This window comes from Desulfobacter sp. (genome assembly GCA_028768545.1).
Classification (GTDB): domain Bacteria; phylum Desulfobacterota; class Desulfobacteria; order Desulfobacterales; family Desulfobacteraceae; genus Desulfobacter.
The window spans coordinates 4,367,459-4,387,590 of the sequence record CP054838.1 but is presented as its reverse complement, the minus strand read 5'-3'; the positions used below and the strand labels follow the sequence as shown (position 1 = coordinate 4,387,590).

The window sequence follows — 20,132 nt, the reverse complement described above, 5'->3', positions numbered from 1 at the left end:
TTTTCTTGCTAAAGTTCATCCCCACTTGACTATAGGATCTTGGACTTAAAATCAAGGTGTTGCCGTGGCAAAAAAAAGATGATAGGTAAATTTACAGCCAAAAGAAAATCTATAAAAAGGCAGGGTATGAAACACAAAAAAAACATTCTCAACCATCAGGATTTCAAACGGATCATCACCAGAATCGCATATGAAATCATCGAAACCCATAAGGGAGTTCAAAACCTGGCCCTGGTCGGAATCCAGACCCGGGGAGATTTTCTGGCCAAACGGCTGGCAGACCAGATCCTGGACATTGAAGGCAGTCAGATTCCCGTGGGCAGCATGGACATCAACATGTACCGGGACGACTGGACCAAAATCAGTCATCAGCCCATTGTAAGGCCGTCCAAGATTCCCTTTTCAGTGGACGATAAAAACATCATCCTTGTGGATGATGTGCTGTTCACCGGCAGAACCATCAGGGCTGCCATGGATGCCCTGATGGATTTTGGACGGCCTGCCCGCATCGAGCTTGCCATTCTCGTGGACAGAGGTCATCGGGAGCTGCCCATTCAAGCCGATTACAAAGGCATATTTCAAGATACCGAACCTTTGGACATGATCCATGTGCTTGTAAAGGAACATGACAAGGAAGACAGCGTATACAAGGAACTATTATAAATCATGAGCAGCCTTTTACATAAAAAATCAAGCCCTGTAAAACTGAGCATTGCCGTGGTCTCGGTTTCCACCACAAGAACACTGGAAAATGATAAAGCCGGGACCTGGATCAAAAAGCAGGCTAAAAAAGAAGGTCATGAGGTGGTCATCCACCAGGTGGTTACCGATGAAATTGCGGCCATAAGGGATCTTCTGGTCCATATTACCGAAAGAGTTTGCCCGGATGCCGTGATCATGACCGGAGGCACCGGCATCAGCCCGAAGGATGTCACCATTGAAGCGGTCCGCCCCTTATTTGACAAGGAACTTACGGCTTTTGGCCCTGTGTTTGCCCAGCTCAGCTTTGAGCAGATCGACTCTGCCGCCATCATGTCCAGGGCCACGGCCGGCATAGTACAAGGCAGAATTGTCTTTTGCATGCCAGGCAGCCTCAACGCCTGCAAACTCGCCTGTAACTCACTGATATTTCCGGAACTCGGACATCTGTTAAAACACATAAAGGAATAGAATATGACTGAATTGGAAACCTTTGTCGCAGAATGGAAAGACAATGACAACCGGACCCGCAAGGCATTTGTGGAATTAATGGACCACCTGAAAGGACTTGATCAGACCCGGCTGGAATTCAATGCCCGGCCCGGAGTCACCTATTCTCTGCGCCCCTGTCATGCCGCCCAGACCAAGCGTCCCCTTTTTGCCATGGTCGACGTGATTGATGATGACCCTGAAGACAGATGGCTCTCGGTCTGTTTCTACGGCGAAATGGTCACAGACCCTGAAGAGGCCGGCGACTTTGTTCCCGAGGGCCTTCTCGGAGAAGACGCATGCTGCTTTGACCTCTACGAATATGATGCCGGGGACATGGCCTATGTCAAAGACCGCATCACCCAGGCCCACGCCAATTCCCCTGAATAAATCCAGGCATTCATAAAAAACCAAAGGCCAGGCGGCATACCTGCCGTCCCAGCCTTTGGGTCCTGATCTTTTCTAAGCCTTATACGGAAAAACGAATATTTAAAATATCCCCGTCCTCAACCACATAATCCTTGCCTTCCACATTAAACTTGCCGTTTTTCTTAAGCTCCGCCTCTGACCCCAGGGAGACCAGTTCATCATATTTAAAGACCTCGGCCCGGATAAATCCCCGCTCCAGGTCTGAATGGATCACTCCGGCGGCAACCGGGGCCTTGGCCGCTTTGCGGACCAGCCATTGACGAACCTCATCTTTGCCCACAGTAAAAAAAGAAATCAAATTCAAAGAACTAAGACAAAGGGAGGTCAGGGTTTCAAGGGCTGTGGCCTTAATGCCCAGGTCCTCAAGAAACTCTTGTTTTTCTTCCTGGGTATCCAGCAGGGCAATTTCAGCCTCCACCTTTGCTGAGACCAGCATCACCTCAATCATAAACCTGTCGCAACTCTCCTTAAATCCTTCGAGCAAGGCCTCATTGCCCAGGTCATCCTCTGAGACGTTCACGGCAATGACCAGTTTTTTCAAGGTGATAAACGGATATGACCGGATCATTTTAGATTCATCCTCTGTCAAATCCATGAGGCGCAGGGGCAGTTCCTCTTCCAGGTGGACCAGCATCTTCTCCATCAAGACCAGCTCTTTTTTCTGGTCTTCATCCTTGATCTTTTTGACCATGGCCGCCAAACGCTCAATCCGTTTTTCAACAAAGATCTGATCGTGCATCACCAGCTCTGAATTGACCATATGAAAATCCCTGAGCGCATCCACCGACCCTTCGGCATGGTAGATGGAATCATCTTCAAAGGCCCTGACCACATGGCAGATGGCATCCATGTCCGCAATATCCTTGAAAATATCTCCCTTGGAAATGGTTTCCGCCTCCATCTTGGGCAGAAGCACAAGATCAATCCGGGCGCGCACCTGCTTGTCAGGATCGTACATATCAACCAGGGTGTTGAACCTTGAGTCGAGGATATCGGCAGTGCCCGGAACGGGTTTAAACGCCTTTGCAAGATCTGTAATTTCGTTGCCTGTCAAAATCTGAAATAATGTTTTTTTCCCTGTCTGGGGCAGACCAATGATGCCAACCTTCATAGTATTTTAATCATCCCTTTGCATTTTAAAATTTACTTCACAACTTAAATAATATATCAAATTTGCAGGCAATAAGACAGTTAAAATCAGTGATGTCCGGTTAGGTTTTTGCTTGCTCAATAATTTTTTGATCTTTGACAATATTGTCCCTGTTTGAACTATGAGAGCCCTGCTCCTCGCAGCCAAACAGGTCATTTAGAATGGCGGTTCGCAGCTGCCGAATTCTTTTGATCGTGACCTTTTCATTAAACTGTTTTTGGCAATGGATTGCCAGTAACAGGTAAGTGATAAGGCCGCCAAGAATCTGAACCATAAGGCCGTATTCACTGCGGGCAATGAGATGATATACCTTCAGATGTTCTTTCCACCATTTGAAAAAATCCTCAATGGTCCACCGGAGTTTATAAATTGTTGCTATTTGTTCCGCTGTTAAATCATGCCTGTCAGTTGCCACATAGTATTTGACGCCAGCAATTTTATAGCCAACAACCCGAACAGGCCTTTTCGTCTGGTTTTGATTCGGAGTACCAAGTTTAACCAGTGCATCATAAAAAATGTAGCTGTCGGAAGGGGTCTCGTGGTTATCAATAATTGTTCTTGTTGTCCTGGTTTTTATACGGCAGACAAAATGTTTGCCTTGCTCCTGAAGCAGGTCAAATTCTTTATGGGATTGATATCCACGATCCATAACACCTGTTTGCCCCTTGGAAACTATTTTGGGAACAAAGGTGCGTTCAGCGCCGTTGCCTTCAGTCAAAAAGATTTTGTTTGGGATTCCGTGATTAATGTCAAATCCGCAATGTACTTTGGCTTTTTTACTTCCTTTTCTGTAGTTCGCCCAGTGCATTGAAAGGACGGGCGCATTCCCATTTTCCCGGTTATACCGCTGGCACTGGATTGTGCATGTTTGCCATCTGCTTCAGGCAGTTCCAACGCCCTGCTTTATAAAATGATCGCAGCATAATCATTTTTTCTGCATTCTCCCGATACCAAAAGATGCATGGACCTTTAAGACGTAAATTCAGGGAATGTTCAGAATTCTGTGTCACGGTTTCGGTTCCCGGATCTGCCTCAGCGCCAGCGGAAGTAAAAGTCAGGTCCGAGAATGGGCCTTCAATCAGCCACGTCGGAGGAGTTGACTTTTGCTGGAGTGGAGTTCCTGGAACCATCTTTTCCATCTGTAAATAAATCCCTATCAAATTCCCAGCTCTTTATCCAGCCGGCCTTCAAAGAAAATTGCCAACTGGGAAATTGTCAGTGACCAATTTTGAATCGGCATTGTCCATTTTTTACTGGCGTTCTGGATCCCCATGTAAAGCAGCTTTAACAGGCTGTCCTGGTTCGGGAATGATCCCTTTGTTTTGGTCAGTTTTCGAAACTGTCGATGCACAGCCTCAATGGTATTTGTGGTGTATATTATCCGTCGAATCTCTTCTGGATATTTAAAGAAATGACTGAGGCGTTCCCAGTTGTTCCGCCAGGATTTTATCACAATCGGGTATTTGTCATTCCATTTATTTTCCAAGATATCCAGTTCTTCTTCGGCCAGATCCTTATTGACCGCTTTATAAACACGTTTTAGATCTGCCATAAATTCCTTTTTATTTTTGGAACCAACGTATTTCAATGAATTTCGGATCTGGTGGACTACGCAGAGTTGAACTTCTGTGTCCGGGAATATGGTCTCAATGGCCTCGGGAAAACCTTTTAGACCATCAACACAGGCAATCAGGATATCTTTTACCCCTCGGTTTGAAAGGTCTGTTAACACCTGCAGCCAGAAGTTCGCACCCTCATTCTCGGATATGTACAGCCCAAGAACCTCTTTGCGGCCCTCGATATTCACCCCAAGAATTGTGTAAACGGCTTTGCTGCCGACCTTTCCGTTTTCTCGTACTTTATAATGTATGGCATCAAGCCATACGATTGGGTACACATTTTCCAACGGCCTGGCCTGCCATTCTTTGACGGTATGGATGATTTTATCGGTAATGGTGCTCAGAGTGGCATTTGAAATCTCAAGTCCATAGATTTCCTGTAAATGGGAAGCCATATCATTATAACTCATGCCCAGGCCGTAAAGGGCTATTATCTTTCTTTCAATTTCATCGCTGAGCGTTGTCTGATGTTTTTTGACGATCTGTGGAGAGAAGGTTCCGGCCCTGTCACGCGGGGTTTTTAGCTCAAATTTACCATCCAGGGATTTAATGGTCTTTTTGCTTTTTCCATTACGGCGGTTGGCAGAAACTTCCTGCCCGAGATGGGACTCCAACTCTCCTTCAAGAGCAGCTTCAGCAAGATTTTTGATTAATGATGTAAGGACGCCGCCCTTACCTGTGAAGGGTTTACCTTCCTGGATGCCTTTAAGGGCTTTTTGAAAATCAAATTCGGTGTTTTCTTCGGTCATGTCAGTTCTCCTTATTTAGCTGAGTATATCAGCTTTCATTCAACTGACACAGAATTTTGAACGCCCTCGCGTCCACTACATAAATGATCAAAAGCTTGGGTTCTCGCCATGCCCCACGAAATCGGGTTCTATCCTTTTGGGTTTTTGGTCCCCTTTTCTTCTCTCTGAGCCGAGTGCGGCCACCATCAGTGCTGATAACGACTCGCCGCCCTTCAAGTAAATCTCCATCATTTAATGGGATTCGGCCCGCTTGTTGTTCGGCTCGAGCCCGCTCTGCGTACCGATAGGTCAGTTTGCGGATGACCTTTATACCCAACGTCATCCCACGGTCACAAAGCACTTGACGGACTTCTTCAAAAGAACTTAATAAGGCTGACCAAGAACTCACCATAGAAGCCAAAGCAGGCGAGCAGCGATCATGGATTCCAAGAAGGATTAAACCAGCGTATGCACCTTTATATCTTTTTCCTTTTCGGCGGTCACAGGACCTTCGATAGTATCGAACATGAATATCAACCGAACTATCTGTACAAAGCTGAATCCAAACGGTCTCAAGCCCTTCGCTTTTCATCCGTCCCGGCCAATTGGACATCAATTCTTTTTCTTGGTCGACCTGTTCAGAGGAATCTACTGAGGCCTGGATCTTTTTTTTAAAAAAAAGGCGCTTATCCGATTTGTATACTCAAGGATTTCCTGCTCCATCTGTTCTAATTCGTTAGCGTTACGAACCAAGCGATTTGGATCTTCTTCCAGTTCTTTGAGGCATGCAAGGACTTCATCAACAGTATTACAATCTTCAGCTTTCTTCATTAGCACAATCCATTTATGTTCATTTCAGCGTAACAGAGGATATCATTCTTTTTGCTCTAAAAGACAGGCCTTTTTAAAACCGGGAAAATGGGAATGCGCCCGAAAGGACTGCATTTATGAGACTACCGTCAATGGAAACCAACTCTCCTAACTCGGCGTGTTCACCCGGATGACACTCAAGAGCCTGTTTATAAAAATCCTCAAAGATAAATTGCAGTTGTTCGAGTCCCCTGTGATTGATGGCTTCACAGAAACTACTACGGCTGATACCACCGTCTGGCGCAATATTTTCTTTAGCAAAAACATTCTCCTTGAGATCCTGAATTAAATGTCGGGCAGACTTGTGCTCCTGAAGATGGAAATAAACCAAAGCATTTATCTGGTCTTCGAATGTCATTTTTAAAGGGCGGTCTCCTCGAGATTGTAATTCCGGTGCTTTTGAAAGTGACTTTATCAGAGGGCACCTGAAATTGTCAAAGTTCAGGGACCGTAGTTGTTTTTTAGGGACATGAGATGTGCGTCATTTGAGCTCCTTGAGTTAAATTTTTACGCACATTTGTCAACACAAAACCGACTGTTTTTTCAATGATTTTAGATGCTTTTTATATGCAACAACCTAACCGGACACTACTGAGTTAAAATACCGCGGCAAAGGAGACCTTGGTTTGACCCAGACAATCTACCGCCCTCCCCTGATGTTAGGGAACGGCCATATCCAGACCATCTATCCTGTACTTTTCAGGAAAAAAATTGACATCACCTATACCCGGGAGCGGATATCAACTCCTGACAAGGACTTTCTGGATCTTGACTGGTCACGCATCCACAGTAACCGCCTGGCGGTGATCTCCCACGGACTTGAAGGCAATACCACCCGAAATTATATCACCGGCATGGTCAGGGCAGTGAACCAGGGCGGCTGGGATGCTCTGGCATGGAATTTTAGGGGGTGCAGCGGAGAACCCAACGCCTGTCTCAAATTTTACCACAACGGTGCCACAGACGATCTGTCCGAGGTCATTGACCATGCCTGTGCAACGGGCCGTTACAATGAAATCGCATTGATCGGCTTTAGCTTAGGGGGCAACCTGAGCCTGGTTCATCTGGGCCGGGACAAGGTCAATTCAAAAGTTTCAAAAGCCGTAACCTTTTCCGTGCCCTGCGATCTTAAGGCCAGTGCGGCTGTTTTGTCACGCCCTGCGAACAGGCTTTATATGAAACGGTTTTTAATCCTGCTCCGGAAAAAAATCAAAGCAAAGATGAAGATAATGCCCCATGCCATAAACGACCGGGGCTATGAAGCCATTACCACCTTTAAGGGATTTGACGACAGGTATACCGCCCCCATTCACGGATTTAAAAATGCAGAGGATTATTGGGAAAAATGCGCCAGCCGGCAGTTTATCCCCCGAATAAACATACCGACCCTGATCATCAATGCCCAAAATGATCCTTTCCTGCCCAAGGAATGTTTTCCAGTGTCAGAGGCGGGATACAACAAAAACATCACCCTGAGAATGCCAAGGTCAGGCGGGCATGTGGGATTTGTTGAATTTGACAAACAAGGCGTCTACTGGTCTGAAAAACAGGCTGTCTCTTTTTTAAACAACCATGCTTAACTCTGAAAACGGATTGGCAGGTTTGACCCTTTGTCTTTCCGGGTCCTTGGCAAGATAAGAGGCCGCACACAGGGGATCATGGGGATAGACCAGAAGCGCATTTGTCTTTAATGCCCGGTCCAGCAATTGTTGCTTTTCATCTATCAGTCCTTCAGGAAACCTGTCATACCCCATGGTAATGGGCAGGTTGACCCAGGGATGGGCCGGAATCAGATCGCCTGTAAACACTAGGGTTTTATCCTTTGCCCGGATCCATGAGACCAGCATGCCCGGGGTATGGCCCTGGCTTTCCATAAAGCTGATTTCAACCGGGTCCAGGCAGAGCCTGTCCCCCTCTTTTTTTAAAGAGAGCCGTCCGGAACCTTCCAGCATGGCGGCAAGCCCCGGGATAAAGGATGCCCGGTCCCTGGAATGGGGGGTGCAGGCACGGAAAAAATTCTTCTCTCCCACAATATAAGCGGCATTGGGGAATAACAACTCAAGATCATCCCGGCCCTGTTCCCATTTGGCCAACAACCCGCCGGCATGGTCAAAATGGAGGTGGGAAAGGATGACATGACTAATCTCCCTGTGGTCAAGGCCGTGATCGGCCAGGGATTCAAGCAGCACATGGCGGGATTCTCTGATCTGAAACCGCTGCCTCATCTTTGGGGACAAATAAGCACCGGCCCCTGTTTCAAACAAAATATTTTCTTTGGAGGTCTGGACCAGGAGGCATTTGGAAGCAATCTCGATCATGTTCCGGTCATCTGCCGGCATCCACTGGGCCCACAGGGCTTTGGGGGCATTGCCGAACATGCTCCCCCCGTCAAGCTTCATTGAGTTTCCGTTGAGCACGGTGAATACAATATCTGACACAGGATAATTTCCTTGGTTGACAATGATCAGGGCAGTTTGATCCTGCGTTTTTCAGCAAGGGCATGGCAACGATAAAGAATGGCCACATGGCCCACAATGCCGGCCACATGGCAGCGATTGCGTTTTGAAATTTCTTCAACCAGGGCGGTTTTCACCTCTTTTCCCTTGTGATCCACGAACTTGATCTTAATTAATTCAGAGGCATCAAGGGCGGCATCGATTTCATCCACAAGAGAGGGGGTGATCCCTTTCTGGCCGACAAAGGCGGCGGGGTTCAGTTTGTGGGCAAGCCCTCTTAAATATTTTCTCTGGGATCCTTTTAACTCGGTCACGTATGGTTTCCTTCATATATCAATTTAAAATTCGGCATCTTATCACAACCCCGATCAAAAGAACAGAACAGAGAGGTCATGGAAATTTTTAGGGCCGTTCATCCAGCTGTGATGGTACAAAAAACCGTGGCAGCTTGGGTCCGAAGGGCTTTAATTTTTTCCACCCTCAAGGCCTGATCCGGATAAAGAGAGGTCTGTTTCTGGTTGGGACAAAAATACCAGGTACAGACAAAGGGCCGTTCTTTCCTAGCCAAAAGACATCCTTGATTCCCCAGATGAATACAAGAGACGGCAAGGGCGTTTTTTTTCCTGAAAACCTGGCTGTCAGGCAGCCGGTCCAACCCAAAATAAAGATAGAGCATATCCTTAAAATCATACCAGATGGTGGCCCGTTCACAACAATTATCCCGGCATTCAGGACAGGTCTGGGCGCAGATCAGGTCCAGGTCAGGTCCCATGGCATCAAATTCATTTGCAATTTTTTCTGCCAGATCCCGGACCGGGTCCAGGTCCTTTCCCCTGCGTTCATCAACAAGGGAAAAAAACCGGCCCACCTGAAAAAACTCATCTTTGGCCTGCCACGGGATGATCATGACAGCTCGGACAGATCAAAGCTTTCACTCAGGTTGATGGTCTTGATAAACCGTTTGAGCAAATTTGTATCAAAACAATGGGCCATGCCGTTGTCCCGAAGTTTCATCCTGGCTTCCACCCTTTTTTGGGCCTCTTCCTCCAAAATTTCCCTTTCCCGCAGGCGCCTGAGTTTGGCATCATAATCATCCCGGACAATGGCGGTCATGGGCAGCCGTTTATTTTCCATGGCTTCGGCTTCAAATTTTTTCAGGGTGTCAAGATAGGGATTATCCCCTGCCATAAGCCTTAACGCCTCAAAAGGGGTTTTTGCCTTTTTATAGGATCGCTCTGAAGTCAGGGCATCAAATACATCTGCAATATGACAGATTTTGGCCAGCAAAGGAATTTCATCCCCGGACAGCCCGCAGGGATACCCGCTGCCGTCCTCATTTTCATGGTGATAGACAATGATCTGCATGACCTGTCGTGACACGCCTTTTTCAAAGAGCATGGAGGCGGCATAGGCGGTATGGGACTGCATGAGAATATATTCAAGATTATTGAGCCGTCCGGGTTTATTGATGACATTCCTGGGAATTTTAATCTTCCCGATATCATGGAGATATCCTGCAACCGTGGCCTCAAGGATCAATGCCTTGAGATCGTCAACCCCCTTTAGATCAAAAAGATCCTGGTTGGCCTTGATAAATACGGCACAAAGCCACCCCACCTTGATCGAGTGGGTGTGGGTCTCATAGTCATGTCCGATAAGGCTTTCAACCCCCTTGAGCGATTCAATTGAAGAAAGGAAATCCACGGCTTTGGAAATGAGTTTTTCAAGATCCGTCATGACGGTTCCCAGTGCAGGCGCTAAACGTAAATTGGCTGAAAATGCCTCTTTGACCACCTCGGTAGACAAGGCAACAAGGGTAGGGCGCATTCCCATTTTCCCGGTTTTAAAAAGGCCTGTCTTTTAGAGCAAAAAGAATGATATCCTCTGTTACGCTGAAATGAACATAAATGGATTGTGCTAATGAAGAAAGCTGAAGATTGTAATACTGTTAATGAAGTCCTTGCATGCCTCAAAGAACTGGAAAAAGATCCAAATCGCTTGGTTCGTAACGCTAACGAATTAGAACAGATGGAGCAGGAAATCCTTGAGTATACAAATCGGATAAGCGCCTTTTTTTTAAAAAAAAGATCCAGGCCTCAGTAGATTCCTCTGAACAGGTCGACCAAGAAAAAGAATTGATGTCCAATTGGCCGGGACGGATGAAAAGCGAAGGGCTTGAGACCGTTTGGATTCAGCTTTGTACAGATAGTTCGGTTGATATTCATGTTCGATACTATCGAAGGTCCTGTGACCGCCGAAAAGGAAAAAGATATAAAGGTGCATACGCTGGCTTAATCCTTCTTGGAATCCATGATCGCTGCTCGCCTGCTTTGGCTTCTATGGTGAGTTCTTGGTCAGCCTTATTAAGTTCTTTTGAAGAAGTCCGTCAAGTGCTTTGTGACCGTGGGATGACGTTGGGTATAAAGGTCATCCGTAAACTGACCTATCGGTACGCAGAGCGGGCTCGAGCCGAACAACAAGCGGGCCGAATCCCATTAAATGATGGAGATTTACTTGAAGGGCGGCGAGTCGTTATCAGCACTGATGGTGGCCGCACTCGGCTCAGAGAGAAGAAAAGGGGACCAAAAACCCAAAAGGATAGAACCCGATTTCGTGGGGCATGGCGAGAACCCAAGCTTTTGATCATTTATGTAGTGGACGCCCATAGAAAGGGAATGTTCAGAATTCTGTGTCACGGTTTCGGTTCCCGGATCTGCCTCAGCGCCAGCGGAAGTAAAAGTCAGGTCCGAGAATGGGCCTTCAATCAGCCACGTCGGAGGAGTTGACTTTTGCTGGAGTGGAGTTCCTGGAACCATCTTTTCCATCTGTAAATAAATCCCTATCAAATTCCCAGCTCTTTATCCAGCCGGCCTTCAAAGAAAATTGCCAACTGGGAAATTGTCAGTGACCAATTTTGAATCGGCATTGTCCATTTTTTACTGGCGTTCTGGATCCCCATGTAAAGCAGCTTTAACAGGCTGTCCTGGTTCGGGAATGATCCCTTTGTTTTGGTCAGTTTTCGAAACTGTCGATGCACAGCCTCAATGGTATTTGTGGTGTATATTATCCGTCGAATCTCTTCTGGATATTTAAAGAAATGACTGAGGCGTTCCCAGTTGTTCCGCCAGGATTTTATCACAATCGGGTATTTGTCATTCCATTTATTTTCCAAGATATCCAGTTCTTCTTCGGCCAGATCCTTATTGACCGCTTTATAAACACGTTTTAGATCTGCCATAAATTTCTTTTTATTTTTGGAACCAACGTATTTCAATGAATTTCGGATCTGGTGGACTACGCAGAGTTGAACTTCTGTGTCCGGGAATATGGTCTCAATGGCCTCGGGAAAACCTTTTAGACCATCAACACAGGCAATCAGGATATCTTTTACCCCTCGGTTTGAAAGGTCTGTTAACACCTGCAGCCAGAAGTTCGCACCCTCATTCTCGGATATGTACAGCCCAAGAACCTCTTTGCGGCCCTCGATATTCACCCCAAGAATTGTGTAAACGGCTTTGCTGCTGACCTTTCCGTTTTCTCGTACTTTATAATGTATGGCATCAAGCCATACGATTGGGTACACATTTTCCAACGGCCTGGCCTGCCATTCTTTGACGGTATGGATGATTTTATCGGTAATGGTGCTCAGAGTGGCATTTGAAATCTCAAGTCCATAGATTTCCTGTAAATGGGAAGCCATATCATTATAACTCATGCCCAGGCCGTAAAGGGCTATTATCTTTCTTTCAATTTCATCGCTGAGCGTTGTCTGATGTTTTTTGACGATCTGTGGAGAGAAGGTTCCGGCCCTGTCACGCGGGGTTTTTAGCTCAAATTTACCATCCAGGGATTTAATGGTCTTTTTGCTTTTTCCATTACGGCGGTTGGCAGAAACTTCCTGCCCGAGATGGGACTCCAACTCTCCTTCAAGAGCAGCTTCAGCAAGATTTTTGATTAATGATGTAAGGACGCCGCCCTTACCTGTGAAGGGTTTACCTTCCTGGATGCCTTTAAGGGCTTTTTGAAAATCAAATTCGGTGTTTTCTTCGGTCATGTCAGTTCTCCTTATTTAGCTGAGTATATCAGCTTTCATTCAACTGACACAGAATTTTGAACGCCCTCGTAAAAAAGGAAAAACGTCATCATTCTGAGCCATCAAAAATTGTAGTGTTTTTATCGTACTTCTGGATACTAATTTTTAGTAGATAGAAGAATCAAATCTCTATTCTATAAAAAACCACTTATTAACTGGAAATATAGTATGAGATATATAAAATTTCAGTGATGTCCGGTTAGGTTTTTGCTTGCTCAATAATTTTTTGATCTTTGACAATATTGTCCCTGTTTGAACTATGAGAGCCCTGCTCCTCGCAGCCAAACAGGTCATTTAGAATGGCGGTTCGCAGCTGCCGAACTCTTTTGATCGTGACCTTTTCATTAAACTGTTTTTGGCAATGGATTGCCAGTAACAGGTAAGTGATAAGGCCGCCAAGAATCTGAACCATAAGGCCGTATTCACTGCGGGCAATGAGATGATATACCTTCAGATGTTCTTTCCACCATTTGAAAAAATCCTCAATGGTCCACCGGAGTTTATAAATTGTTGCTATTTGTTCCGCTGTTAAATCATGCCTGTCAGTTGCCACATAGTATTTGACGCCAGCAATTTTATAGCCAACAACCCGAACAGGCCTTTTCGTCTGGTTTTGATTCGGAGTACCAAGTTTAACCAGTGCATCATAAAAAATGTAGCTGTCGGAAGGGGTCTCGTGGTTATCAATAATTGTTCTTGTTGTCCTGGTTTTTATACGGCAGACAAAATGTTTGCCTTGCTCCTGAAGCAGGTCAAATTCTTTATGGGATTGATATCCACGATCCATAACACCTGTTTGCCCCTTGGAAAGTATTTTGGGAACAAAAGTGCGTTCAGCGCCGTTGCCTTCAGTCAAAAAGATTTTGTTTGGGATTCCGTGATTAATGTCAAATCCGCAATGTACTTTGGCTTTTTTACTTCCTTTTCTGTAGTTCGCCCAGTGCATTGAAAGGACTGCATTTATGAGACTACCGTCAATGGAAACCAACTCTCCTAACTCGGCGTGTTCACCCGGATGACACTCAAGAGCCTGTTTATAAAGATCCTCAAAGATAAATTGCAGTTGTTCGAGTCCCCTGTGATTGATGGCTTCACAGAAACTACTACGGCTGATACCACCGTCTGGCGCAATATTTTCTTTAGCAAAAACATTCTCCTTGAGATCCTGAATTAAATGTCGGGCAGACTTGTGCTCCTGAAGATGGAAATAAACCAAAGCATTTATCTGGTCTTCGAATGTCATTTTTAAAGGGCGGTCTCCTCGAGATTGTAATTCCGGTGCTTTTGAAAGTGACTTTATCAGAGGGCACCTGAAATTGTCAAAGTTCAGGGACTGAGATGTGCGTCATTTGAGCTCCTTGAGTTAAATTTTCAAGGCGCACAAAAATTTTTACGCACATTTGTCAACACAAAACCGACTGTTTTTTCAATGATTTTAGATGCTTTTTATACGCAACAACCTAACCGGACACTACTGAGATTTTGTAGAAAATGGAGGAAGCAAGACGGAAGCTGCCAGTCAGTTTAATGTATCCCGTGGAAGTGTTCACAACTGGACGTCTGCCGAAGATGGTTTGTCATACAAGAAACCCGGTCCAAAAGGACCACGAAGTTTGGATCTGGAAGCTTTGCGCCTCCATGTGGAGACAAATGATGACATGACACAATCGGAAAGGGCGCAGCATTTCGGAGTATCCCGTGCCTGTATCTGGTATAATATGAAACAACTCGGAATCACTCGAAAAAAAAGATGACGGGATACAGGGAGCGAAGCGACAGCAAAAGAAAGGCATATCTTCGTCTTCGTGAACGTTATGTACGTCGTTGCAAAACGTTTGTTTATGTTGATGAAAGCGGCTTTTCGCCTTATACAACCCGTCGCTATGGATATGCTCTCAAAGGGCAGCGTGTTCATGGTTTGATTGCAGGAACAAAGCACCCTCGAACGTCTTTGATTGCTGCCCGCATCGAATATAGTTTTGAAGAACCATTTTTGTTTCAGGGAACATGCAATGCGGATATCTTTAATGCTTGGATCGAACACCAGTTGAGTCCACATCTGAACGATAATCATGTCGTTGTGATGGATAACGCATCCTTCCACAAGGGCGAAGAAACCAAATATTTGATAGAAAGAACTGGTGCAGCTCTTTTGTTTTTGCCCCCGTATTCACCGGATCTCAATCCGATTGAACACGATTTTGCGGCCCTAAAAACCATCCGTGAATACAATGAAAACGAAACGATTGATGAAATTATCAGGATGTATAAATAATTATCGGCATTGCTATAATCTTTCCTTAGATTTTGGCTTTTTTACAATGTATCCTACCGTAATTGATAAACAGTATTTTGGGAATTTTCAGTTTTTAGATGAATCCAGAAATATTTCTAAGAAAAACAAAGATTATTTGTTTTTCAAATATTTGCTGACCAATGAAAATAAGGTTTTATCCGTTAGCTTTATGGATTCAGATTTAGTTAATAAATCAATTAAAGATGGTGAACTCGTTGGTGTTGTTTCAGTTAAGGATGTGCCGGAAGAATCAAACTCAAAATCTGAGACCATAAGAGTGGAGCCCATGATTACGGATTCATCTGAAAATATAATAAACTTTATAAAATCAAAAGATTTAGAAAACCTTTTTACAGATATCATGACGTTTCGAAAAGTAAATTAGAAAAACATCCCCAGCCCCTTGTGATTCTCCCGGTGACTTAATTGTTAATGAGCCCATTTTATACATTGACACCCTGGAGCGGAATCGTTTACCGCAACGCTTTGGGACCAAAGAAGATGGGGCTTTTTTAGGTTCTGCCAGACTCTGGGGGAGGCAGCCCTGGGGTAAAAAAAGCCTGGGTCAGCGCCAGGCAATGTCCCGTGCCCGGAACATGAGGATGATCTGTTTGCCCGGAAACAGGCTTTGCGCTTTTACCTGGTCATGGGACAGGCTCAGGGTTAAAGAAAAGCTGTCTACCTGAATGGTGGTCAGGATATTGTTGTTTTTTTGTTCCAGCAGCATCTGGGTGATGCTGGCCCTGATCTGATTATCATACCCGTTGTTATTTTCTTTTGACAAACAGAGTTTGATTTTTTCCTTGGGGATCACGGCGGTTTTCCCGGTTTTCGGGGATAGCCGGATAAATGCATTTTTTCCCAGATCCTTGACCAGAACCCTGTCCTTGGGATGGGCTGACCCGCTGTCCTGAAGAAGGGTGTATGGCCGGGGAATCATGCTTTCTTCTCCGGTTGAAAATATCCGTCCCTCTGCCATGGAAATCTTTGTGTCGCTGCATTGGTGAAGCCAGGAAAGGTCGTGGCTGACAATGACCAGGGTGCAGCCCCAGCTTTTTTTTGCCGACATGGCCGCCTTGCGGATAAGGGTTGCGCTTTTGGTATCCACGCTGGCGACGGGTTCATCCAATAAAAGGGCCATGGGGTGCAGGATTAACCGGGCGGCCATGGCGACCCGCTGGGCTTCTCCGCCTGAAAGTTCATCCCAGAACCGATGGTGAAAATCATCATAATTCAGGCCTACCCGTTCCAGGGCATGGGCGGCCCGCTGGTGAAGATTATCCTTGTCTTTTCGGATTTTAAGGCCGTAAATGACGTTGTCGAACACGGTCCGCTTGAGAAGGTAGGGCTTCTGGGTCAGCAGGGTGACTTTGGAGCGGATTCCCGGCGACATGGGACGTTCTTTGCGGTTGTTAAATTTAACCTGTCCCTGGCTGGGGGCCATGGCAAAGGCCAAGATTTTGAGCAGGGTGCTTTTTCCGCTGCCGTTGGGCCCTGAAAGGCCCAGAATGCTGCCTTTGGGGATTTTTAGCGCCTCTATGTCTAATACCTGCTTGTTCCCGTAATAATGGCGGACCTGATTTAATTCATAGAGTATATCACCCATGCTTATTTTTTCCGTAAAAAGGAGAGGCTGATGTTGACGCCAAAGGCAATGGCCATGAGTACGATTCCAAGGGCAATACCGTCGGCAAACATTCCCTTGTTGGTTTCCAGGGCAATGGCCGTGGTAATGGTCCGGGTATGGTATTTGATGTTTCCCCCCACGATCATGGAGATTCCCACCTCAGTGAGTACCCGGCCATAGGCGGTTACGGCGGCGGCAATAATGCCGAACCGAACCTCCCACAGACAGGTGAACATAATATCTTTTTTCCCGGCTCCCAGGGATACTAGGGTCAGTTTCAGGTCCGGGTCAATATTTTCAACAATGGAGGCGGTGATGGCCGTGACAATGGGAAAGGCCAGAATGGCTTGGCCCATGGCAATCCCGGGCAGGGAAAATAAAAGTTTCCATTCTCCCAAGGGGCCCTGGGAGGAGATAAAGGCGTATACCAGAAGACCGACGCAGACTGTGGGCAGGGCCAGGAGGGTGTCCACCAAAGTCCTGACATGGCGTTTGAATGGAAATTCAAAATATCCGAGAATAAATCCGCAGGGCAGGCCTGCCAAAAGACTCATCCCCATGGACCAGCTGGAGGCCTTTAGGGTTGCCAAAACGGCCGACCAGGTGGAAACATCCCCCCTGATCAGCAGTTCCAGCGCTTTGATAAAGCCTTGGGCAAGGTATTCCATTATTCAAGGGTGGGGCTATTTGGCATTGGGGATAAATAATTTTTGCCCCAGAAGTCTGAATTCCCCGATTTTTTTCTGGGCAGAATCAGAGGCCATCCAATCGGAAAATGCCATGGCCAGGTTATACTTTGCTGCGGCACAGTTTTTGGGGTCCAGGGTCAAAACAGAATATTGGTTGAGCAGGATATTGTCTCCTTCCACCAATATGGTCAGGGGGGCTTTGCCGCCCTGCTGGTCCTGGTATTTGATATAGGTGCCCCGGTCCGTCATGGTGTAACCCTTTTGTTCCTGGGCCACATTGATGGTGGCAAGCATGCCCTGTCCGGTCTGGACATACCATTTTTCCTTGTCCGGCAGGTCAATGCCTGCGTTTTTCCAGAGCAGTTTTTCTTTTTTATTGGTACCGGAGTCATCCCCCCGGCTCATGAAAGGAGCGGTTTTGGCCTTTACAGCGCCCAGGGCGTCTGAGATGGATAAGCCCTTGATGCCTGCAGGGTCTGTTTGGGGACCGATAATGACAAAATCATTGTACATGACCTCTCGTCTGTCCTTGCCAAATCCCTTTTCAATATAGGCTTTTTCCGCCGGGGGGGCATGGACCAGAAGAACGTCAACGTCACAGTTCTGTCCCAGCTTCAGGGCTTTGCCCGTGCCTGTGGAGGTCCACTTGAGCGTAATCCCGGTCTCTTTTTCAAAATGGGGAATCAGATAATCCAGAAGGCCTGTGTTGTCTGTACTGGTGGTGGTGGCCATCATAAGTTCTTTTTTCGGGCCTGCCTGGGCCGTAAAGGCAATCGCCAATACAAACAGGGCAGCCATGAGCCCTGACATCCATTTTTTCGCGTCCATTTTTTCTCCTTTGATTTTAATTTTTGAGAGGGGGTGGTACGGTTAAAAACTATGGTAATATGTTAATTCTGTCAAGCCAATATGGCTTGATTTGAAACAGGAAGAGTGTAAATAACCCTAACTGACAAAAAATGCCTACCGGTCCTTTAAAAACAGTCCATGGTATTCTTCTTCGGAAATATGTTTTTGCAGGTAATGGTTAACCTTGAGATAGATCTCTTCAAGTTCCTCATCACTTAATCGGGGAATCAAGGCGTTCATAAATGAATCTTCACTGAACTTTTGCAAGTAGAATATAAGGGTCTCTTCATCGGTCTTCCGGCTCATGCCAAAGGCGGCAATTCCTTTGTACTCCTGGATAAACTGGTGGGTGTCTTTTTTCATTGTTTTTTAATCACTTAATTTATGCGTTGGCTTCATTCGGATCAAGTCCTCTTCGGGTGATCATATACACGGCACAGTCGGGTCGGTATTTGCAATAGTGTTTTGGATCTTTGCACTCCAGGCATTCCTTGCAGAAAAATACATTTTCTTTTGCGCATTTGTAAGGGGTTTGACGTGAACGATGTCTGTGACATGCTCCCATGGCCTCTCCTTTATCAATAATCAGCTTTCCTTTTTGTCGTACAGATGTTGGCGCTTAAATTCGTGTAGGGCAAAATATGGGACAGATCCAACAGGTTGTCAACGTTTAGCTGGATTTTATTCATTGATTTTTGCAGGGTCTATAGGGGTGAAAATATCCAGGACAGCGGTCAAAAATGATTTGCAGGTTTACAATTTTAGTTATTTTCCTTCAGTAGTGTCCGGTTAGGTTGTTGCATATAAAAAGCATCTAAAATCATTGAAAAAACAGTCGGTTTTGTGTTGACAAATGTGCGTAAAAATTTTTGAGCTCCTTGAAAATTTAACTTAAGGAGCTCAAATGACGCACATCTCAGTCCCTAAAAAACAACTACGGTCCCTGAACTTTGACAATTTCAGGTGCCCTCTGATAAAGTCACTTTCAAAAGCACCGGAATTACAATCTCGAGGAGACCGCCCTTTAAAAATGACATTCGAAGACCAGATAAATGCTTTGGTTTATTTCCATCTTCAGGAGCACAAGTCTGCCCGACATTTAATTCAGGATCTCAAGGAGAATGTTTTTGCTAAAGAAAATATTGCGCCAGACGGTGGTATCAGCCGTAGTAGTTTCTGTGAAGCCATCAATCACAGGGGACTCGAACAACTGCAATTTATCTTTGAGGATCTTTATAAACAGGCTCTTGAGTGTCATCCGGGTGAACACGCCGAGTTAGGAGAGTTGGTTTCCATTGACGGTAGTCTCATAAATGCAGTCCTTTCAATGCACTGGGCGAACTACAGAAAAGGAAGTAAAAAAGCCAAAGTACATTGCGGATTTGACATTAATCACGGAATCCCAAACAAAATCTTTTTGACTGAAGGCAACGGCGCTGAACGCACTTTTGTTCCCAAAATACTTTCCAAGGGGCAAACAGGTGTTATGGATCGTGGATATCAATCCCATAAAGAATTTGACCTGCTTCAGGAGCAAGGCAAACATTTTGTCTGCCGTATAAAAACCAGGACAACAAGAACAATTATTGATAACCACGAGACCCCTTCCGACAGCTACATTTTTTATGATGCACTGGTTAAACTTGGTACTCCGAATCAAAACCAGACGAAAAGGCCTGTTCGGGTTGTTGGCTATAAAATTGCTGGCGTCAAATACTATGTGGCAACTGACAGGCATGATTTAACAGCGGAACAAATAGCAACAATTTATAAACTCCGGTGGACCATTGAGGATTTTTTCAAATGGTGGAAAGAACATCTGAAGGTATATCATCTCATTGCCCGCAGTGAATACGGCCTTATGGTTCAGATTCTTGGCGGCCTTATCACTTACCTGTTACTGGCAATCCATTGCCAAAAACAGTTTAATGAAAAGGTCACGATCAAAAGAGTTCGGCAGCTGCGAACCGCCATTCTAAATGACCTGTTTGGCTGCGAGGAGCAGGGCTCTCATAGTTCAAACAGGGACAATATTGTCAAAGATCAAAAAATTATTGAGCAAGCAAAAACCTAACCGGACATCACTGATTTTCCTTATACTTTTTAAGTGAATAAACTCTTCCCTAAATCATATGTCA

General features: G+C 45.6%; 24 protein-coding genes and 3 pseudogenes. 10 read left to right on the top strand and 17 right to left on the bottom strand.

What is annotated here, in order from left to right:
- Window positions 1–126: 126 nt before the first annotated feature.
- From pyrR to HUN05_21335, 3 genes are read left to right on the top strand one after another with little or no spacing between them, the layout of a single operon-like run.
- Entirely contained in the window at window positions 127–663 is a 537-nt protein-coding gene (gene pyrR, locus HUN05_21345) for a bifunctional pyr operon transcriptional regulator/uracil phosphoribosyltransferase PyrR (GenBank protein WDP87351.1), read from the top strand.
- Window positions 664–666: 3 nt separating this feature from the next.
- Entirely contained in the window at window positions 667–1,170 is a 504-nt protein-coding gene (locus HUN05_21340) for a molybdenum cofactor biosynthesis protein MoaB (protein WDP87350.1), read from the top strand.
- Window positions 1,171–1,173: 3 nt separating this feature from the next.
- Window positions 1,174–1,578, top strand: coding sequence for a hypothetical protein (locus tag HUN05_21335; protein WDP87349.1), 405 nt, complete (start codon window positions 1,174–1,176; stop codon window positions 1,576–1,578).
- 79 nt (window positions 1,579–1,657) lie between these two features.
- Here HUN05_21335 and ychF read toward each other — a convergent pair whose 3' ends face one another.
- The 7 genes and pseudogenes from ychF to HUN05_21300 form a co-directional block, all read right to left on the bottom strand.
- Window positions 1,658–2,728, bottom strand: a complete 1,071-nt coding sequence (gene ychF, locus HUN05_21330) for a redox-regulated ATPase YchF (GenBank protein WDP87348.1) — start codon at window positions 2,726–2,728, stop codon at window positions 1,658–1,660.
- 100 nt (window positions 2,729–2,828) lie between these two features.
- A pseudogene (locus HUN05_21325) lies at window positions 2,829–3,584 on the bottom strand (IS4 family transposase).
- Between the two features lie 22 nt (window positions 3,585–3,606).
- Window positions 3,607–3,777, bottom strand: a complete 171-nt coding sequence (locus HUN05_21320) for a hypothetical protein (GenBank protein ID WDP87347.1) — start codon at window positions 3,775–3,777, stop codon at window positions 3,607–3,609.
- A gap of 146 nt (window positions 3,778–3,923) precedes the next feature.
- Window positions 3,924–5,135, bottom strand: coding sequence for an IS256 family transposase (locus HUN05_21315; GenBank protein WDP87346.1), 1,212 nt, complete (start codon window positions 5,133–5,135; stop codon window positions 3,924–3,926).
- A 28-nt stretch (window positions 5,136–5,163) separates the two neighbouring features.
- Complete coding sequence (locus HUN05_21310; protein WDP87345.1) at window positions 5,164–5,706, bottom strand: hypothetical protein; 543 nt, start codon at window positions 5,704–5,706, stop codon at window positions 5,164–5,166.
- Window positions 5,707–5,762: 56 nt separating this feature from the next.
- Window positions 5,763–5,945 carry a hypothetical protein gene (locus HUN05_21305; protein WDP87344.1) on the bottom strand — a complete coding sequence of 61 codons (183 nt, stop codon included), beginning with the start codon at window positions 5,943–5,945 and terminating at the stop codon, window positions 5,763–5,765.
- A gap of 100 nt (window positions 5,946–6,045) precedes the next feature.
- A pseudogene (locus tag HUN05_21300) lies at window positions 6,046–6,429 on the bottom strand (IS4 family transposase).
- Window positions 6,430–6,640: 211 nt separating this feature from the next.
- On the opposite strand from HUN05_21300, the gene HUN05_21295 reads away from it, so the two are divergent.
- Window positions 6,641–7,564 (top strand): alpha/beta fold hydrolase, encoded by a 924-nt coding sequence (locus tag HUN05_21295; protein ID WDP88178.1) that lies wholly within the window; start codon window positions 6,641–6,643, stop codon window positions 7,562–7,564.
- Here the strand turns inward: HUN05_21295 and HUN05_21290 are convergent.
- The 4 genes from HUN05_21290 to HUN05_21275 all read right to left on the bottom strand — a co-directional run bounded on the left by HUN05_21290 (window position 7,547) and on the right by HUN05_21275 (window position 10,273).
- Complete coding sequence (locus HUN05_21290) at window positions 7,547–8,383, bottom strand: MBL fold metallo-hydrolase (GenBank protein ID WDP88179.1); 837 nt, start codon at window positions 8,381–8,383, stop codon at window positions 7,547–7,549. The two genes, HUN05_21295 and HUN05_21290, sit on opposite strands and share 18 nt — an antisense overlap.
- Before the next feature lie 65 nt (window positions 8,384–8,448).
- Window positions 8,449–8,754, bottom strand: coding sequence for a YhbY family RNA-binding protein (locus tag HUN05_21285; GenBank protein WDP87343.1), 306 nt, complete (start codon window positions 8,752–8,754; stop codon window positions 8,449–8,451).
- Window positions 8,755–8,852: 98 nt separating this feature from the next.
- Complete coding sequence (locus tag HUN05_21280; protein ID WDP87342.1) at window positions 8,853–9,347, bottom strand: hypothetical protein; 495 nt, start codon at window positions 9,345–9,347, stop codon at window positions 8,853–8,855.
- Window positions 9,344–10,273 (bottom strand): HD domain-containing protein, encoded by a 930-nt coding sequence (locus tag HUN05_21275; GenBank protein ID WDP87341.1) that lies wholly within the window; start codon window positions 10,271–10,273, stop codon window positions 9,344–9,346. Before HUN05_21275 ends, HUN05_21280 begins: the two co-directional genes overlap by 4 nt.
- A gap of 87 nt (window positions 10,274–10,360) precedes the next feature.
- On the opposite strand from HUN05_21275, the gene HUN05_21270 reads away from it, so the two are divergent.
- Both HUN05_21270 and HUN05_21265 read left to right on the top strand, forming a co-directional pair.
- Window positions 10,361–10,543, top strand: coding sequence for a hypothetical protein (locus HUN05_21270; GenBank protein WDP87340.1), 183 nt, complete (start codon window positions 10,361–10,363; stop codon window positions 10,541–10,543).
- A gap of 56 nt (window positions 10,544–10,599) precedes the next feature.
- The gene (locus tag HUN05_21265) at window positions 10,600–11,226 is read left to right on the top strand and encodes a hypothetical protein (protein ID WDP87339.1); all 627 of its coding nucleotides are present in this window, start codon (window positions 10,600–10,602) and stop codon (window positions 11,224–11,226) included.
- Between the two features lie 56 nt (window positions 11,227–11,282).
- Here the strand turns inward: HUN05_21265 and HUN05_21260 are convergent, their stop codons facing one another.
- Both HUN05_21260 and HUN05_21255 read right to left on the bottom strand, forming a co-directional pair.
- The gene (locus HUN05_21260; GenBank protein WDP87338.1) at window positions 11,283–12,494 is read right to left on the bottom strand and encodes an IS256 family transposase; all 1,212 of its coding nucleotides are present in this window, start codon (window positions 12,492–12,494) and stop codon (window positions 11,283–11,285) included.
- Window positions 12,495–12,732: 238 nt separating this feature from the next.
- The gene (locus HUN05_21255) at window positions 12,733–13,863 is read right to left on the bottom strand and encodes an IS4 family transposase (GenBank protein ID WDP88177.1); all 1,131 of its coding nucleotides are present in this window, start codon (window positions 13,861–13,863) and stop codon (window positions 12,733–12,735) included.
- 151 nt (window positions 13,864–14,014) lie between these two features.
- Here HUN05_21255 and HUN05_21250 point away from each other — a divergent pair.
- The 3 genes and pseudogenes from HUN05_21250 to HUN05_21240 all read left to right on the top strand — a co-directional run bounded on the left by HUN05_21250 (window position 14,015) and on the right by HUN05_21240 (window position 15,214).
- Window positions 14,015–14,287: pseudogene (locus HUN05_21250) on the top strand (IS630 family transposase).
- Entirely contained in the window at window positions 14,284–14,808 is a 525-nt protein-coding gene (locus tag HUN05_21245) for an IS630 family transposase (protein ID WDP87337.1), read from the top strand. The pseudogene HUN05_21250 and the gene HUN05_21245 overlap by 4 nt, the downstream one beginning before the upstream one ends.
- A complete protein-coding gene (locus tag HUN05_21240; GenBank protein ID WDP87336.1) occupies window positions 14,783–15,214 on the top strand; it encodes a hypothetical protein in 432 nt (143 codons plus the stop codon). Before HUN05_21245 ends, HUN05_21240 begins: the two co-directional genes overlap by 26 nt.
- Window positions 15,215–15,394: 180 nt before the next feature.
- On the opposite strand, the gene HUN05_21235 is transcribed toward HUN05_21240, so the two are convergent.
- The 4 genes from HUN05_21235 to HUN05_21220 form a co-directional block, all read right to left on the bottom strand.
- Entirely contained in the window at window positions 15,395–16,435 is a 1,041-nt protein-coding gene (locus HUN05_21235) for an ATP-binding cassette domain-containing protein (protein WDP87335.1), read from the bottom strand.
- A 2-nt stretch (window positions 16,436–16,437) separates the two neighbouring features.
- Window positions 16,438–17,124 (bottom strand): ABC transporter permease, encoded by a 687-nt coding sequence (locus tag HUN05_21230; GenBank protein ID WDP87334.1) that lies wholly within the window; start codon window positions 17,122–17,124, stop codon window positions 16,438–16,440.
- Between the two features lie 15 nt (window positions 17,125–17,139).
- On the bottom strand, window positions 17,140–17,973 hold the full coding sequence (locus HUN05_21225; GenBank protein ID WDP87333.1) for a substrate-binding domain-containing protein: 834 nt from the start codon (window positions 17,971–17,973) through the stop codon (window positions 17,140–17,142).
- A 135-nt stretch (window positions 17,974–18,108) separates the two neighbouring features.
- Window positions 18,109–18,357, bottom strand: coding sequence for a cytoplasmic protein (locus tag HUN05_21220; GenBank protein WDP87332.1), 249 nt, complete (start codon window positions 18,355–18,357; stop codon window positions 18,109–18,111).
- A gap of 541 nt (window positions 18,358–18,898) precedes the next feature.
- Here HUN05_21220 and HUN05_21215 point away from each other — a divergent pair.
- Complete coding sequence (locus HUN05_21215) at window positions 18,899–20,068, top strand: IS4 family transposase (GenBank protein WDP87331.1); 1,170 nt, start codon at window positions 18,899–18,901, stop codon at window positions 20,066–20,068.
- Window positions 20,069–20,132: the final 64 nt, after the last annotated feature.